This is a genomic window from Actinomyces massiliensis 4401292, assembly GCF_000269805.1.
Lineage (GTDB): Bacteria > Actinomycetota > Actinomycetes > Actinomycetales > Actinomycetaceae > Actinomyces > Actinomyces massiliensis.
The window spans coordinates 307437-324082 of sequence record NZ_JH711481.1; the positions used below are offsets into that span (position 1 = coordinate 307437).

12 protein-coding genes and 1 tRNA gene are annotated in these 16646 nt (G+C 66.3%); 11 read left to right on the top strand and 2 right to left on the bottom strand.

Going from position 1 to position 16646, the window contains the following annotated elements; translation table 11 throughout:
* Window positions 1-622 precede the first annotated feature (622 nt).
* Window positions 623-997: a DEAD/DEAH box helicase family protein gene (locus W5W_RS15920; RefSeq protein ID WP_314780072.1), complete on the top strand. Its 375-nt coding sequence runs from the start codon at window positions 623-625 to the stop codon at window positions 995-997.
* A gap of 215 nt (window positions 998-1212) precedes the next feature.
* On the opposite strand, the gene W5W_RS0101345 is transcribed toward W5W_RS15920, so the two are convergent.
* Window positions 1213-1611, bottom strand: coding sequence for a hypothetical protein (locus W5W_RS0101345; protein ID WP_017194032.1), 399 nt, complete (start codon window positions 1609-1611; stop codon window positions 1213-1215).
* 716 nt (window positions 1612-2327) lie between these two features.
* Here W5W_RS0101345 and W5W_RS15440 point away from each other — a divergent pair.
* The 10 genes from W5W_RS15440 to W5W_RS0101400 all read left to right on the top strand — a co-directional run bounded on the left by W5W_RS15440 (window position 2328) and on the right by W5W_RS0101400 (window position 15324).
* Window positions 2328-2951: a 3-deoxy-7-phosphoheptulonate synthase gene (locus W5W_RS15440; protein ID WP_081486175.1), complete on the top strand. Its 624-nt coding sequence runs from the start codon at window positions 2328-2330 to the stop codon at window positions 2949-2951.
* 55 nt (window positions 2952-3006) lie between these two features.
* A complete protein-coding gene (locus W5W_RS15195) occupies window positions 3007-3900 on the top strand; it encodes a glutathione S-transferase C-terminal domain-containing protein (protein ID WP_008730101.1) in 894 nt (297 codons plus the stop codon).
* Window positions 3901-3915: 15 nt separating this feature from the next.
* Window positions 3916-5112 carry an MFS transporter gene (locus W5W_RS0101360; RefSeq protein ID WP_017194034.1) on the top strand — a complete coding sequence of 399 codons (1197 nt, stop codon included), beginning with the start codon at window positions 3916-3918 and terminating at the stop codon, window positions 5110-5112.
* A complete protein-coding gene (locus W5W_RS0101365) occupies window positions 5057-6184 on the top strand; it encodes a MarR family winged helix-turn-helix transcriptional regulator (RefSeq protein ID WP_232611496.1) in 1128 nt (375 codons plus the stop codon). The genes W5W_RS0101360 and W5W_RS0101365 overlap by 56 nt, the downstream gene beginning before the upstream one ends.
* An 839-nt stretch (window positions 6185-7023) precedes the next feature.
* On the top strand, window positions 7024-9813 hold the full coding sequence (locus tag W5W_RS0101370; protein WP_017194035.1) for an ATP-dependent RNA helicase: 2790 nt from the start codon (window positions 7024-7026) through the stop codon (window positions 9811-9813).
* 30 nt (window positions 9814-9843) lie between these two features.
* Window positions 9844-10203 (top strand): arginine repressor, encoded by a 360-nt coding sequence (locus W5W_RS0101375; protein WP_238533217.1) that lies wholly within the window; start codon window positions 9844-9846, stop codon window positions 10201-10203.
* A 211-nt stretch (window positions 10204-10414) separates the two neighbouring features.
* Complete coding sequence (locus W5W_RS0101380; RefSeq protein WP_029573999.1) at window positions 10415-11872, top strand: basic amino acid/polyamine antiporter; 1458 nt, start codon at window positions 10415-10417, stop codon at window positions 11870-11872.
* A gap of 88 nt (window positions 11873-11960) precedes the next feature.
* Window positions 11961-13208, top strand: coding sequence for an arginine deiminase (locus W5W_RS0101385; RefSeq protein ID WP_017194038.1), 1248 nt, complete (start codon window positions 11961-11963; stop codon window positions 13206-13208).
* A 287-nt stretch (window positions 13209-13495) separates the two neighbouring features.
* Window positions 13496-14521 carry an ornithine carbamoyltransferase gene (gene argF, locus W5W_RS0101390; RefSeq protein ID WP_029574000.1) on the top strand — a complete coding sequence of 342 codons (1026 nt, stop codon included), beginning with the start codon at window positions 13496-13498 and terminating at the stop codon, window positions 14519-14521.
* A 239-nt stretch (window positions 14522-14760) separates the two neighbouring features.
* On the top strand, window positions 14761-15324 hold the full coding sequence (locus W5W_RS0101400; protein ID WP_008730196.1) for an arginine repressor: 564 nt from the start codon (window positions 14761-14763) through the stop codon (window positions 15322-15324).
* 1105 nt (window positions 15325-16429) lie between these two features.
* Here the strand turns inward: W5W_RS0101400 and W5W_RS15925 are convergent.
* Window positions 16430-16518: transfer RNA gene (locus tag W5W_RS15925), tRNA-Ser, on the bottom strand.
* Between the last annotated feature and the right edge of the window lie 128 nt (window positions 16519-16646).

A 16646-nucleotide genomic window follows, 5' to 3' on the forward strand; every position in this document is an offset into this window, starting at 1 on the left:
AGGGGTTGTGTGGTGGTGCCGTTGCTCGTGTGGTTGTGCTCTGCGTCGTGCGGTCGTGTCTCCGTGCCCGGGCTCGTGTGGTCGTACATGGGCTCACGCGGTCGTACGCTGCGGTGCGGGGTCGTACCCGGGCTCGTGTGGTCGTACATGGGCCCACGCGGTCGTACGCTGCGGTGCCGGGTCGTACCCTGGGGAGGCTTTAAGGTACGACTCCGCGGCGCCGGGTACGACCGCGTGGATCTGGGCACGATCCCGCGGTGTCGGGGGTGCGTCGTGGTCGGGCCCGGCGTGCGGCGCGGCCCGTGCGGGGCGCGGCTCGGCGCCTGCGGAGGAGCGCGGTGACGGTCGCGCGCGGCCCATCGTCGCGCGGCTCGGTGCTCGTGGGGGGAACGAGTCCTGCTGGGGCACGGCCTCGTCCTGTCGAGGGCGATATTTCGGCGCGAGCCCGGCGTCGTCGTCGGTCGGAGTCGTGCAGGAATGCCCGGCTCGCGGCCCCGGATCCCGGACGCCGCGTCGCCGAACCGATCTCGGCACGGAACTCGACCGATCTCGAGCCGGAACCGGACCGATCTCGACGAAAGGGGACAGAGGGGAGAGCACCGCCGTCGACCACAATGGGAGCGTGGACCGAACCGCGCCCGACCCGCTCGCCCGATTACTCGCCGCCCCTCCCCCGCTGCCCGCCAAGGAAGCCCTCCCCCGACTCCGCGAGCTGCTGACCGGCGTTCCGGTGCGCGGAGTCGTCGTCACCGCTCCGCCCGGCACCGGCAAGACGACCCTCGTCCCACCCCTGGTCGCCCAGATCCTCACCGCCCCTGACGGCGACCGGCGCGTCATCGTCACCCAGCCCCGGCGCGTCGCCGCGCGCCGCCGCACGACGCTTGGCGACTCTGCTCGACGAGCCCCTCGGAGCGACCATCGGCTACGCGGTGCGCGGAGAGCGGAGAACCGGCCCGCGCACGCGCGTCGAGATCGTCACCGCCGGAGCCGCTCATAGCGAAGACGAAACAGGACGAGAGCTGCACCAGTAATGAGAAAAGCAACGGCTGCAATGGTGTGCCATCGGCCGAGGACACTCGCCAGATCTCCGGTGGCGGCGGACTGAGAGATGACCAGAAGCAGAAAGCCGGCGCCCACGATCAACCGGGACCGGCGGAACCAGCGACTGTTGGAATGGGCGTGACGAGAGCGCATGGGTCAGAACCAACCTGCTTAATCGATGCCAGCGTGGGCACGAGAGTACTGATGGAGATACCTGATGAGTATCCCGAGGAAGAACGCGGATCCCAGCTGAATACCGATGAGGCCGCCGGTCACCGCGTCGGGCATATTGAGCACGGCCATGAACAGCAGCGGGAAGCCGCCGATCACGATGAAGGAGGGCAGGAGGACGACGGCTGCACGCCGGTCCAGGACCCCGCTCCCCCAGTGGGCGCGGTAGACGACGGCGATGGCGGCGAGCAGGCCGATGATGACGAGGGCCACGCCGACGCCGAGAAGATGGTCGCGAAGCTCGGCGGGGACAGCGCGATGCAGGATGACGGCACCGGCTCCCGCAAGGGCGCCCACAGCGATGAGGGGCGCGGCGATAGCGCCGATGATGCGGCGCATACTGTTCTTCTTTCCATTGAGACGTGCGGCAGCGGGAGCAGAGGGACCGGTGAGCGATGGAATCGGCGAACGCCGAACTATGTCGCATTTATGATCTATGTGACTTGAATTAGCTTGCTTGGCACCGACCTCTTTGCCAAGTGTACGCGCTGTACTCGAACTTACTTGGGAGGTTATGAACGGTCGGATTGAGGCCGAGGACCTTCGCCAGGATGCGGATTACCAGGCTCGCACCATCGATCATCGCGTGCTGGGTATTGGCGGGGCGTCATCTGTCACTTAGGTCGTTGGTGACCGACAGCCTCCTTGGCATCTACGCCCACTTCATCGCCAGCCCCATATTCAGCATGTTCTTGGCAGGATCCATCCTCGGCATCATCGTCTCGCGCCCCTGCCGTCACGACGACGAGCGAGACCCGTCCTCACGCGCCACCGAACTCGAGGGAGAGAGTGAGGCCGATACATCCGACTCGGCGCGGCACTGGACGCGGCCTTGTGGGCACCGACATCTTCTGCTCGAGCTCGCGAGGCAGTGAGGACGGGCCTTGACGCGAGTCACATCAGTAGTAGTATCGGGTGTTATATCAATGTCGGGTGTTGTTATTTGAATGCTTCCCGACAGCCTTGAGGTCTCCGCCAGTCGGCAGCGCCTCGCCAGTTTGAAGCAGCGCGAAGAGGGGGAACATGTACCGGGACAAGGAACTGGCTGATGGGAGTTGGCGGACCGGGAGCGTGTCCGCGCGCTTGTCGCTTCCGAAGCCTGGAACGGCGGCCAGTACGCGAAGCCTCGATCCGCACCGTTCGAGACGCATGCAGGCAAGACCTTCATGACGTTCCGAGGACCTATCGTGCATGCGCCCAAGGCCGATGAGCGCCACCGCGCAGGGAACGCGCACCGTATTGCGACCCGCTGGATCGCAAGCGAGATCATCACTCCCACGCTTCGTAAAACTCCGGCACCCGGTTTCGCGGCCGACCGCATCTGGACGAGTCACGAGGCGCTGCTCTTCGACTATGAAGCCCCGCAGATCCGCGAATATCGGGATCGCCGATACCTCACGAGCACGGCAACACCTTCACCAACAGTCAGGACATCAAGACCCGGCTCGTGGCGGACATACTCGCTGAAGCGACAGAGTTCTCCTCTGTTCTCCTCGATCGTCCGAGCGTACGGAGTTGCACCAGGCGGATTCCGCCTGGAAACCACGGTGGACGACGTCGACGAGTGCGTCTGGGACCGTGATGCCCTGATCGACCCGCATCGGTATACGACCGGATGCGATCCACGGCTCAGCTTGATTCAAGCCCAGCACGTCATCGAAAAGTGGGTGGCAGCATGAGCAGTATCGGTCTACTCGAGGTCGAGAGCGTAGTCTGCCCGGTGGAGGAGAACCGATGAACGGCCGGTTCGACTCTTCCACAACGGCATTCGAGCCACCGGAGGATTACCGTCTCGGCATCCGGGGCGGCCCGTTGCTCCCCAGCGCAGTCCGTGCGCGTTTATCGCCCGCGATCGCGCGCGACATCATCACTGGTGAGCCGGGACAGTTCGCTCTTTTCTACTCGGATGTCGCGCCGACGGGGCAGCGCTTCGCGATTGCACTTGCGCTGGCGGGACTCGCAGAGCAGATACCGATCATCAGCGTCCAGCGAGGCCGCCTCCGGGCAACGTCCGACGTCGCCTGGTGGGAACCAGTCGATGAGGCGGATGCATCGAGGGGGATGCTCGCGAGTAGCACACGGCTGCCCGCACTCGTCGGACATGCGGGCGTGGTGAGCAACGATCCGTACCGGACGCTAGCGATACTCCGCGACGAGCTGACCGACGTACCGATCGACCTTTACCCGCCCGACCTCGCCCCACAGCAGCGGGCGTGGACAGAACGCATCTTCTTCGATCTGCATGCCGCTGTCTACCGAGCGGGGTTCGTCACAGATCAGCATGAATACGAGACCGAGGTGACCCGCGTTGAGCATCTGTTGAGCGACCTCGACCACCAGGTCCAGAAATCCGAGTACCTGCTCGGCAACGGACCGACCGACGCGGACGTCTGGCTCTTCACCCTCCTCATTCGATTCGACGTCGTGTATGCGCCGTCCTTCCGACTACACCGATACCGGGTCCGCGACTTCCCATCACTGCACGACTACGTCCGGAGACTGTACCGCTCCCCGATATTCCGGATAACGACCGACTTCGACGCGATCACCCGCGGGTACCACCTGGGGATACCGATCCTCAATCGCGGCATCGTCCCTGTCGGCCCGGACGATCTCTTTCTCCGCTAGCACTAAGGAGCGCCCATGCAATTCCGTCTCATCATCCTCGCCCTCGGCATGTTCGTCATCGGGACAGACGGCTTCGTCATCGCCGGTCTCCTGCCGGACATCGCCCGGGCGACCGACGTGACGACATCGAGCGCAGGCCAGCTCATCACGATCTTCGCGCTCGTGTACGCGATCGCCAGCCCAATCCTGGCCTCAGCGCTCGGGGGCGTAGAGAGAAAGCAACTGCTACTCGGATCGCTGGCAGTGTTCGTCCTCGGCAACGTCCTAGTCGCCGTGAGCACGCTCTATCCCGTCCTGCTGGCCGGCCGCGTCATCGCCGCGCTCGGCGCATCCACGTTCACACCCGCGGCACTCGTGATCACCGCAGCGCTCGCGACGCCTGAACGACGGGGGCGGTCGATCGCACTGGTGACCTCAGGTCTGACGATCGCGACGATCGTCGGCGTGCCGATCGGCTCGTTCATCGGCGCCGTCTCCGGGTTCCAGAACGTGTTCTGGTTCATCGTCGCAGTAGGCGTCGTCGTACTCGTGCTGGTGGCCTGGCGGTTCCCTCCCGTCGCGGCACCTGTTGCAGTGGATCTTCGGCAGCGCCTGCGCACACTGCGACTCCCAGGCGTACCGGCGACGATCATCGCGACCTTCGTCGTCTTCCTCAGCGCCTTCACCGTCTACAACTACATCGCCGAGTTCTTCGCGATTCGCGCGGGAATCGAGGGCTCACCGCTGTCATGGGTGCTGCTGGCCTTCGGTGTCGGAGGTGCTATCGGGAACATCCTCGGCGGCGTGCTCTCCGACCGGATCGGCGCTCGAACGACCGTGCTGCTGAGCGTCATGGCGCTCACGGCGGCGTTCGTCATGCTCTGGCTCGGCGGCCACATCGCGTGGCTCGCCGTCGCGACCACGCTGTTCTGGGGCATCGCGGGATGGCTACTCGCCCCAGCGCAGCAGCATCGCCTCGTCGTCGCGGGGCACGAGGCCGCGTCCGTGCTCATCTCCCTGAACTCCTCGGCAATGTACCTCGGGATCGCGGCATCGGGTGCGGTAGGCGGTGCGCTCATCAACCTCGTCGGCGTGGAGCAACTTCCCGCCGCAGGCGCGCTGGGCGCACTCGCTGCGGTGCTGCTCGTGGTATTCGCATACGGGAGCCGCACAGTCCGTGCTGATCATCATGCTGATCATGGGGCCGCTCGGCAAACGGCCGATCCGAGATAGATCGCGGCGCCCATCGGCTGCGCCTGACCGGAATACCGGAATATGGCGGCTCAAAAAGGTCGATCAACATCGGGTAAAGTGGTGTCTGCCGCATGACGGCGGAAATGAGGAGGGTTGCATGGGTGCAAAGGCCAGCGCTTCCGCAGACCAATCCCAGATGTCGCCCACCACGACCGACGCGTTCTGGTCGTCGATTCGTCACCTCGACAGGCTGCTCAGCAAGGCCGATTCCGCTGCGCTTCGTCGACACGGCATCACGATCACACAGTACATCGCGATGATGGGTCTGCTGCAGTCGCCGGGACAGTCCGCCGCACACATGTCCCGCTGTCTTGGTGTCTCCCCCCAAGCAGCACATGCGCTTGTGAAACGACTCGAGGCGCAGGGGTACCTCCATCGGGTGGGAGACCAGCATTCGGATGTCGTCGTGCTCAATCGACTCACCTCGCTCGGACAGACGACATCTGCGGCTGCAGATGACGCGCTCTCCAGGATCGAGGAAGAGCGTCGCGACCTGATTGGAACGTTGGAGTACACCGAGTTGCTCGACCTGCTCGCTCCGGCGGTGCACCTGACGAGAGTAGAAGGCGCCCCGGAGCAACTCGACGCCCAGCGACGTATCGAGCAGATCGTGCGGCGACGTCTCGGGGCGAGCGTCAGGCATCTCGCGGCGGGATTCGCGAGCGACATCACCGGCGAGTTACGCGAGATCGGCCTTACCGCCGCGCAGTACTTCGTCCTTGAGCAACTCCGCACCGACGAACCGGCGACGATGAGCAGAATCATCCAGGACGCGGGAGTGCCCCAGCAGACCGGGTCGACCGCCCTTGAGGTGCTGACGCGAATCGGTGCGGTCGAGTCGTTCGAGTCGGAGAACCACCTGGGGCTTGCGCTCCGGACATTGACCGCCCACGGCGCAGAACTCCGCACACGTGGCCAGGCGCTTGCGGCCGAGGTGAAGGACCGTATTGCCGACGCCATCGGGACTTCGCACATCTCCCGAGCCGTCGTTCTGCTCACCGTGGTCCGTAATGCGCTGGACACTAATACAAGAGCGGTCGGTTCTGCCTGATATTACCCAATTCGGCATCAATCGAATTCTTCGTTCCCGGGTCTTGGAAGACATACGGAATCAGCGACCATTGACACCCCGTTCTCGATACTGTCCATTTGCGTGGCATTCCGAGCGCACCTGGTATGCCTGGCATACCCGGCATACCAGGTAATGACGTCCGACTGCAGGACGGTCAGCGGCTTTCATACAGCGGGATAGTCCTGAACGTCGTCAAACTGCCCCTTTCGCATCACCTTTGGCCGGCGCGCGCCCGAGTGCGGCGGACAGGAGCACATTCGGCACCACGTGGCGCACGGCCGTTTCGAAAAGCCTTGCCGGGCAGCGGCAACTGCTCCACATAGCCCGCAGCTGAACTCATCGGCGCCATAGGGGCGCGCTCCTGACAGCGCGAACAGCGTCACCTCGGGGTTCGCGTGGACGGCCGAAGCGTGAGAAGCGTCAGAGATGCACCGCTAGGTGAGGGCGCCGAGATCGGTCCGGTTCCGCGTCGAGATCGGTCGAACTCCGGCTCGAGATCGGTCCGGGCCGACGACGAGCGGCAACGCAATGCCGGCATCAACCGGGGGAGCGTCGAGATTGACTTTTTCGCACGAGATCGATGGTGGCACCGTCGATCTCATTCGAGAATGTCGATCTCGACAAGGAGGCGGTGGACGGACCGATCTCGGTGCGGAGTACGACCGATCTCGGTGCGGGTTACGACCGATCTCGGTGCGGGTTACGACCGATCTCGGTGCGGAGTACGACCGATCTCGGCGACGTTGGAAGCCGACGTCGGAAGCCGGAGGACAAAGGACGAAGGACACGGGGAGCCCGGCACCGGTCACAATGAGCCCGTGGACTCAACCGCGCCCGATCCTCTCGCCCGGCTTCTCGCGGCTCCCCCGCACCTGCCCGCCAGCGAGACCCTCCCCCGGCTCCGCGAACTGCTGGCCGATGAGCCGGAACGCGGCATCGTCATCACCGCCCCGCCCGGCACCGGCAAGACCACTCTCGTCCCGCCCCTGGTCGCCCACGCCCTCACCACCCCCGAGGACGGCGGGCGCGTCATCGTCACCCAGCCCCGCCGCATCGCCGCCCGAGCCGCCGCACGGCGCCTGGCGAACCTGATCGACGAGCCACTGGGCAACACAGTCGGCTACGCAGTGCGCGGAGAACGGGAGGCCGGCCCGCATACGCGCATCGAGGTGGTCACCGCCGGGCTGCTGCTGCGCCGCCTGCAGGCCGACCCCGATCTGCCCGGGGTGGCGGCCGTGGTCCTGGACGAGGTGCACGAGCGGTCCCTGGAGTCCGACCTGCTCCTGACGCTCCTCCTGGACGCTCGCGCCCTGCGCGAGGATCTGGTCATCATCGCCATGTCGGCCACCGCTGATCTCGACCGCCTGCCCGCCCTGCTCGGGGCAGGCTCGCCGGACGCAGACGCCAACTCCGCAGCCGACTCCGCCAACGCCGACGGCGGCAACAGCACCGCCGACTCCAGCACCGCCCCCGCAGCCCCCATCGTCTCGGTCGCCAGCTCACTCCATCCGATTCAGGAGGTGTGGGCGCCCCCGCCGTCGCGCACGCCCCGCCTGGGCCCGCACGGCGTGCCGCGGGAATTCCTCGCCCATGTCGCCGCCACCGCGCAGCGGGCGCTCACCGAGCGCACCGGCGACGCGCTCGTCTTCCTGCCCGGAGCCCGAGAAGTCGAGGACGTTGTGAGCCGCCTGCACGGCTCCGTGCCGGAGAGCGTCGACGTCCTGCCTCTGCACGGGCGGCTGAGCAACCGCGCCCAGGACGCCGCCCTGACCTCATCGCCACCGGACCGCCGGCGCGTGGTGGTAGCCACGAACGTGGCCGAATCCTCGTTGACCGTGCCGGGGGTGCGCGTCGTCGTCGACGCCATGCTGACCCGGCAGCCGCGCCTCGACGTCGCTCGCGGCATGTCGGGGCTGGTGACGGTCGGCGCTTCCCGAGCGGAGGGCGTCCAGCGGGCCGGGCGCGCGGGACGCGAAGGGCCCGGCGTCGTTTATCGGTGCTGCACGCCGACGGACTGGGCGCGCGCACCGCAAGCGCCCGTACCGGAGATCCTGTCCGCCGACCTGACTCGCCTCGTCCTCGAGCTCGCAGTATGGGGCGCTCCGGACGGCGCCGGCCTGACCTGGCTCGATCCGCCGCCCGCCCCGGCCATGGAGGCTGCGCGTACCGCGCTGCAGCGCCTGGGACTGCTGGAGGACGACGCGGAAGCCGACGGGGCAGCCGCGGCTGTGACCGTGCTAGGGCGCGCCGTGGCCCGAATTCCGGCCGATGCCCGTCTCGCACGCGCTCTGCTGACGGCTCGCGGGACCGTGGGCGCCAGGCGAGCCGCCGAGGGCACCGCCCTGCTCAGCGCGGAACTGCGCGCGCCCGGCGGCGATCTGACCGCACTGGCGCGCAGCGTGCACGACGACGGCGCATCGGCGAGCGCCTGGAGAGCGGAAGCCCGCCGCCTGGAACGGGCGGCCGAATCGGCGGGTCGCACCCTCGACCGGGCCCACCGCGCAGCCGGGTCGGCGCCCTTAGCCGGGTCGGCGTCCATAGACGGACCGCAAGCCCCAGCCGGAGCGATGCCCTCAGCCGCAATCCCGGCCACCACCCTGTCCGAGGCAGTCGCCCTGGTGGCGGCCCTCGCCCGTCCCGAGTGGATCGCACACCGCCGAGGCCCGACGCCCTCCGCAGGGGAGCCGGCCTTCTACACCAGCGTCGGCGGCGCGGGCATGCGCACCGCGCGGGGATCCGCCTTGAACTCGTCGCCGTGGCTGGCCGTGGCCGATGTCGGTGCCGCACTCGGACGCGGGGACGCGTCAGTTCGGGCGGCAGCCCCGATCGACGACGAGCTCGCCCTGAGCGTTGGCGCGCCGTGGCTCACCGAGGAGGAGCGGGTCGTGTGGACCCAGGGGCGGCTGCGCTCCGAACGGCTGCGGCGCCTGGGTGCGATCACACTGACGGCGACGCCGGGCGGGACTCCGCCCCCGTCCGCCGTGGCCGGCGCCGTCGTCGAGGCCTGCAGAGCCGAGGGGCTCGATGTGCTGCCGTGGAACGAGGCCGGTGAGCTGCGGGCGCGCCTGGCCCTGCTCAACCGCGCGCTGGGCGAGCCGTGGCCCGCGATGGACGACGGCGCGCTGCTGGACCGGGCCGAGCAGTGGCTGCTACCCGCGGTCGAGGCCCTCGCCGCCTCCGGGAGACGATTCGACCTGAGGCGGCTCGACGTCGGCACGGCACTGCGGGCGCTGCTGCCATGGCCGGAGGCGTCCGGCCTCGACGAGCTCGCACCGCAGCGCATCGAGGTGCCGTCGGGCTCGCGCATACGGGTGTCCTACGTCGGCGAGCAGGGCGAGGCGCTCCAGCGGCCAGTGCTGGCGGTGCGCATGCAGGAGTGCTTCGGCTGGGCGGACACGCCCCGGGTGGTGGACGGACGGGTACCGGTGCTGATCCATCTGCTGTCCCCGGCACGACGGCCGGTCGCGGTGACCGACGACCTGCGCTCGTTCTGGGCCGGCCCCTACCGGCAGGTGCGTGCGGAGCTGAGGGGCAGGTACCCCAAGCACCCCTGGCCCGAGGACCCGTGGACGGCACCGGCGACCCGCGGGACGCGACGGCGCGGTTGAAGTGCAGCTGCGCCGGGGTCCGCCCATCGCATGAGGCAGTACACTTATAGGTCGTCACTGCTGGCCGACCGCATACTTCATAGAAGAAGAAATAGAGAAATCCAGATGGGTACCTTCCGACGCCGGCTCCAGAGCACCTCCTCCGCACCGGGGCGCACAGCTCCGTCGCTCTGGCTGTCCTTCGAGCGCGTTCGCCATCGGATCATCGTGCGCACCGTGGCAGGCGGAGCCGCCTACGTGGCCCGCAAGATCGACACCGCGAAGCCGCATGACGCTCTCGGCACCATCGCCGGCAACGACTCGGTCGTCGTCGTCTGCACCAGCCCGGAGGCGGCTGCCGAGCTCACCGCACGACTGACCGGCATCCTCTCACCCACAGAGGGACTTTAGTCCTAACTTGGGGTGCGCATACATATTCATGCGCCAACACACCTCCTTGCGCAACACCGCTCACGCAATGGAATCTCGAGCGGCGCCGCGCATAAGAGAAATTTTATGCACGATAGATTTAATAAATTTACGCCCCGCCAACCGAGGACGCCGCGATTAAGGCTGCCCTACTCTTCAGGAGTCAGATAGCAGTTCCACAAAGGGGCGGAACATGGCGACAGAATCGCCTCACGATTCTTCTGTCAAGGATCAGTCGGCATCTTCATCACCCGCGAAGGTGTCTTTAGCCGTACTCATCGCACTCGTTATCGGCTCAATGATCGGCGGGGGAATATTCGGTCTGCCATCGCAGATGGGCGCCGCGGCGGCCCCCGGCCCGCTCATCATCGGATGGCTCATCACCGGAGCCGGAATGCTCATGCTGGCCAAGGTCTTCCAGAGCCTGGCCGTGCAGCGCCCCGATATCGATGCGGGCGTCTACGGCTACGCCAAAGAGGGGTTCGGCAATTATCTGGGCTTCTCCTCGGCCTGGGGCTACTGGTTCAGCGCCTGGATGGGCAATGTCGGATACCTCGTCCTCCTCATGACGGCGATCGGCGTATTCCTGCCCGGATTCGGGGAGGGCACCACGCTCCTGGCCACCGTCGTCTCCTCGGCGCTCCTGTGGCTGTACCACCTGCTCATCCTGCGCGGCATCCGCGAGGCGGCCGTCGTCAACGTCGTCGTGACCATCGCCAAGATCGTGCCCCTGATCGTCTTCATCATCATCGGGGCCACCGCCTTCAAGATCGGCACCTTCTCCGCCGATTTCTGGGGCGCCAACAGCGACCTCGGCTCCACGCTCACCCAGGTCAAGGCCATGATGCTGGTGACGGTCTGGGTGTTCATCGGAGTGGAGGGCGCCTCCGTCTTCTCCGAGCGCGCCCGCAACCGCCACGACGTCGGCCGCGCCACCATCACGGGCTTCGCCTCGGTGCTCGTCCTGCTCCTGCTCGTCAATCTCCTGAGCTACGGCATCGCGCCCCGCGAAGAGATCGCCGCCATGCCAGACCCCTCGACGAGCGGCGTGCTGACCGCGGCGGTAGGCCCCTGGGGGGCCAAGTTCATCGCCGCCGGCCTGGCGATCTCGCTCATCGGCGCCCTGCTGTCCTGGTTCCTCATGTGCGCGGAGATCCTGCGCGTGCCGGCGCTCGACAGCACCCTGCCGCGCTGGTTCTCCAAGGAGAACAAGAACGGCACACCGGTCGGCGCGATGTGGCTGACCACCGGCATGGTCCAGACCATGCTGATCTGGGCGCACTTCGCCGGATCGACCTACACCAGCCTCATCCTCCTGGCGTCGGCACTCATCCTCATCCCCTACCTGTTCTCAGCCGCGTTCCATCTCATCAATTCCTTCCGCAACCGTGAGAAGGCCGGAATCGCGGACATCGTCATCGGCATTCTCGGAACCGCCTACGCCGTATGGCTCCTGTACGCGGCCGGACCGACGTATCTCCTATTCGTAGGCCTGTTCTACCTCGTGGGAACGCCCTTCTACGTCATCGCCCGGAAGGAGGCCGGAAAGCGGGTCTTCACCACGATCGACTGGATCGTCATCGCCGTCTTCTCGGCGACTTCGATATACGCGATCTACGGCCTGTGCACAGGCGCCCTCTCTATCGAATAGTCCCGCCCCCCGCTTCCAACTGCACCCCAGCCAACTGCGCGGCCCGCCCAATGAAGGACGGGAACCGACAGATTCACGAAAGGACATCATGAGTACATCAACCACCGGAGTCTGGTCCGAGGCCGGAAAACTGCGAACCGTCATGGTCTGCCCGCCCGGACGCGCGCACTCCTTCCTCACCCCGTCGAACTGCCACGACCTCCTCTTCGACGACATCCTCGACGTTGATCGGGCTCGCGCAGACCACGCGGACTTCGTCTCCCTCATGCGCGAGCGCGGTGTCAAGGTGCTGGAGTTCGACTCCCTGCTCGCCGACGTCCTCGACGTCCCAGAGCACCGCGCCTGGATCCTCGACCGCCGCGTCAACAAGGACACCATGGGTGTGGGCGTGGCCGAGGGCCTGCGCGACTGGATGGATGAGATGCCCAGCAAGGAGCTGTGCACCTACCTCATCGGCGGGCTGTCCTCGGACGAGGTCCCCGAGGACGTCCTCGGTACCGGCATCGCCCCCTACCACGTGGGCACCGACGAGCCGGAGATGCTCATCGCTCCCCTGCCCAACTCGATCTTCACCCGCGACTCCTCCGCCTGGCTCTACCAGGGCGTGTCGCTCAGCTCGATGTTCTGGCCCGCCCGCAAGCGCGAGACCATGCTGGTCAAGGCGGTCTACACCTTCCACCCCGCCTTCACCGGCAGGGACTTCCCCATCTGGTTCGACGCCGCCGAGGGCGACCAGGGGCACTCCTTCATCGAGGGCGGTGACATCATGCCGATCGGCAACGGCATCGTCCTGGTGGGCATGGGAGAGCGCTCGACCTATCAGGCCGTCAGCCGCCTGGCCCACGGGCTGTTCGAGCAGGGCGGAGCCGAGCGCGTGATCGCGGCCCGCATGCCGCGCGACCGCTCCACCATGCACCTCGACACCATCTTCACGTTCTGCTCCGAGGACGTCGTCAACATCTACGAGCCCGTGGTCTCCCAGCTCACCTCCTTCTCCCTCGAGCCCTCGAGCACGGAGCCGGGAGGCATCAGGGTCCGCCACGAGGAGGCGCCGTTCCTCGACGTCGTCGGCAAGGCGCTGGGCACCACGCTCAACCCGGTCACGTCTCCGGCGGGCCGCCTGGGCGCCGCGCGCGAGCAGTGGGACGACGGCAACAATGTGGTGGCCCTCGAGCCGGGCGTCGTCGTCGCCTATGACCGGAACTACGGCATCAACTCGGCTCTTCGCAAGGCGGGCATCGAGGTGCTCGAGATCCCCGCCGCCGAGCTCGGGCGCGGACGCGGGGGCGGTCACTGCATGACGTGCCCCATCGACCGCGATGCGGTCTCGTACTGACGAGTACTGAGTCGTACTGGGACCTGAGGCAGGGGGCAGGAAATCCCTGAAGACCACTGAAGACCACTGAAAAACCCTGCACGAGCGCACGCCCCCGCATACAGGGGGCGCGCCGGCCCCCAGGTACACCGTATGTACACCGCGGTCCCGCTGACCTCGCGACCCGCATCATCAGGGGGCGCGCAGCCGCGCACACTGTTGGTCGCCTTTAGCTGCAGGCGACCACGGGTGATCGCGTATATCATCACAGAACTGCCACCACCACGTATTCGAGCTTAGGAGTTGTTATGGGTTCTTTGTTGTTTGGGCGTCATTTTCTTAAGGAGTTGGATTTCACTGCTGTGGAGTGGGGTTCGTTGCTTGAGTTGGCGGCGGAGTTGAAAGCGGCGAAGAAGGCTGGTCGTGAGGTGCAGCGGCTGGTGGGTAAGAACATCGCGTTGATCTTTGAGAAGACCTCGACGCGCACGCGGTGCTCGTTCGAGGTCGCGGCCTACGATCAAGGAGCGCGGGTGACGTATCTGGACCCCTCGGGCTCGCAGATGGGTCATAAGGAATCAGTGGCCGACACCGCCCGGGTCCTGGGCCGGTTCTACGACGGGATCGAGTTCCGCGGCAAGGAACAAGCACATGTCGAGACCCTGGCCGAGTTGTCCGGGGTCCCGGTATGGAACGGGCTGACCGATCAATGGCACCCCACCCAGATGCTGGCCGATCAACTCACCATGATCGAGCACTCGGGCAAACCGATCCAGCAGATCGCTTTCGCCTACCTGGGAGACGCCCGCAACAACGTCGCCAACTCACTGCTGATCTCAGCGGCGCTGATGGGCATGGACGTGCGCATGGTCGCCCCCGCACAACTACAGCCCGAGGCCGAGATCATCGACGCCGCCCACGACCTGGCCGCCACCAGCGGAGCGCGCATCACCATCACCGACGACCCCACCACCGGCGTGGCCGGAGTGGACTTCCTGTACACCGATGTCTGGGTCTCCATGGGCGAGCCCAAAGAAGTCTGGGACGAACGCATCAACCTGCTGCGCCCCTACCAGATCAACCAAGCCCTGGTCCAAGCCACCGGCAACCCGAACGTGAAATTCCTGCACTGCCTACCCGCCTTCCACGACCGCAACACCACCGTAGGCCAAGACATCTACACCAAAACCGGCATGGACGGCCTGGAAGTCACCGACGACGTCTTCGAATCCCCCCTCAACGCCGCCTTCGACCAAGCCGAAAACCGCATGCACACCATCAAAGCCGTCATGGTCGCCACCCTCGCCACCCCCACCACCGAGGAGACACAACCATGAGAATCGTCGTCGCCCTCGGCGGCAACGCCCTCCTCGAACGCAACCAAACCCCCAACGCCTCCACCGGCGCCTGCCCCCGCAGCACCCAACCACCGCCCGAGGATGGTCATGCCTAGGCTTGGCGCAGGCACCGGCCGGGCGCCATCAAGGAGGAGACGGCGCCGACTCTCCTAGACTCTCCGGGGAGTCGGGGTGCTCCTCCTCGGACCCGCTTCGCAGGCTTCGACCATGGAGATCTCGTGAAAACCAAGTCACCGCAGGAGGTCGTCGACATCGCGGCCCGCACCCGTGCTGCGCGGCGCCGCCTGATCGAACGGTTCATCAGCACGACTCGCATCCACTCCCAGCGCGAGTTGCAGCAGATGCTCACGACCCATGGTTTCAGCGTCACTCAGGCGACGCTGTCACGAGACCTCAAGGCGATGCGGGCCTCCAAGGCCCGCACCGCCAGCGGGAAGCAGGTCTACGTTCTGCCCGAGGCGGGCGCCCCCGGGCAGAAGCGCCTCCCCGACGACGTCGAGGGGCGGGTCGACCAGCATCTGGCGCACATGGTCGAGGAGCTGCTGGTCTCGGTGGCCTGCGCCCACGGGGACGTCGTTCTCCAGACGCCCCCGGGGGCGGCGCAGCTGATGGCCGCCGCCGTGGACGACGCGATGCTTCCGGGCGTCCTCGGAACCATCGCGGGCGATGACACCATTCTCATCGCCACATCCGGGGACGCCGCAGGTCTCGCGGTCGCCCGGCACATCGCCTCGCTGTCGAACTCCGCCCACGAAGGGCCCGACGGCGACCCCGACCGCTAAGGATGCCGGGGCTGATAGGGAGGCTGAAGCAGCTAAGGCTGCTGGAGCGACTGGGGCTGAGATGGGGAGGCTGGGGCTGCTAGAGCTGCTGGGGCCGCAGGGCCGACCACCCCGACCGCCCCGCCACCGCACGCCGAGATCGGTCCAGTTCCGCGCCGAGATCGGTCGTACTCCGCCGCGAGATCGGTCCGGTTCCGCGCCGAGATCGCTGATAGCCCAGCAGCGATCCTCCGCATCCGACGCACATGGCGGCAACCACGATATCTTGAGCAACTGCGGGTAACCGGGTAACCCGGGTAACAAGGCCCCGCTATCGCCGCTGCGCTGAGTTCTCGCTTCGGCGGTAGCGCTGGGATTTCTATCAGGGAAGCTGGTGAGCCAGGCGCCGACAGGGACGAGCGTCACCGGCAAAACGGCCCTTAATAAGCTCCGGCGACCCGGCCGGACTTCATGATGCCGTCCTCAGCGAGCTCGAGCGCCTTCCGGGAATGGGCGTGGGAACGGTTGCACACGGGACAGAGGCGGGCTATTCAGAAGAGTGCCGGTTTTCGTTGGAATTCTGGGGTTGCGATCAGGACGTCAAGGACGGTTGACGCGCTCCCATGTGCGCCTAGGGGGCTCTGTGCACATGGGAATGCAGCGACTCGCCTTAATGGAAGTATGAGATCCTTGGAATTACGCGGAGAAATGGCATTCGTCCCAACAGGCCGCTTTTCTCCCATGTGCGTACCTTCTCGGGTACACGGTATCCGACCGGCCGCGGGACCGGTCTTGGCGCCGAGGGAGGCGCACCCTCTCATGTGCGCAGCGTCCGAGAGTGTCAGAGGCATTGAAGACGCGCAGCACGATCACTTTCAGCCAGCCGATCACGAAGCCGGCCTCACAGAGACGATTGAGACCGCGCCACGACGGCGGCCCAGCCAAGCCCGAAGGCACATGAAAGCAGCAGCCCGCTACGAGATCCGATCGCTCTGGAGCATGAACGAAGCCCCGCAATATCAACGGCAGCCCCCACCGGAAGCCCATCCAGCGTGTCACCGCTGCACACGCACTGCACACGAAGTTCCCCGGCACCCAACTTCTCGTTGAGTACCGGGGACCCTGATGGCGGTAGCGCTGGGATTCGAACCCAGGGTGGCTATGAACCACACAGACTTTCGAGATCTGCACCTTCGGCCGCTCGGACACGCTACCTCAGGGCTCGAGGCTACACGGCGGACAGCAGACGGCCCAATCCGCAGCGGATGCGAGGTCGCTCACGCTCCGGACCAACCTCCTCAACTACCGCAGCCTCAGGTCCGACGACGGCACCCCCTCTCGTA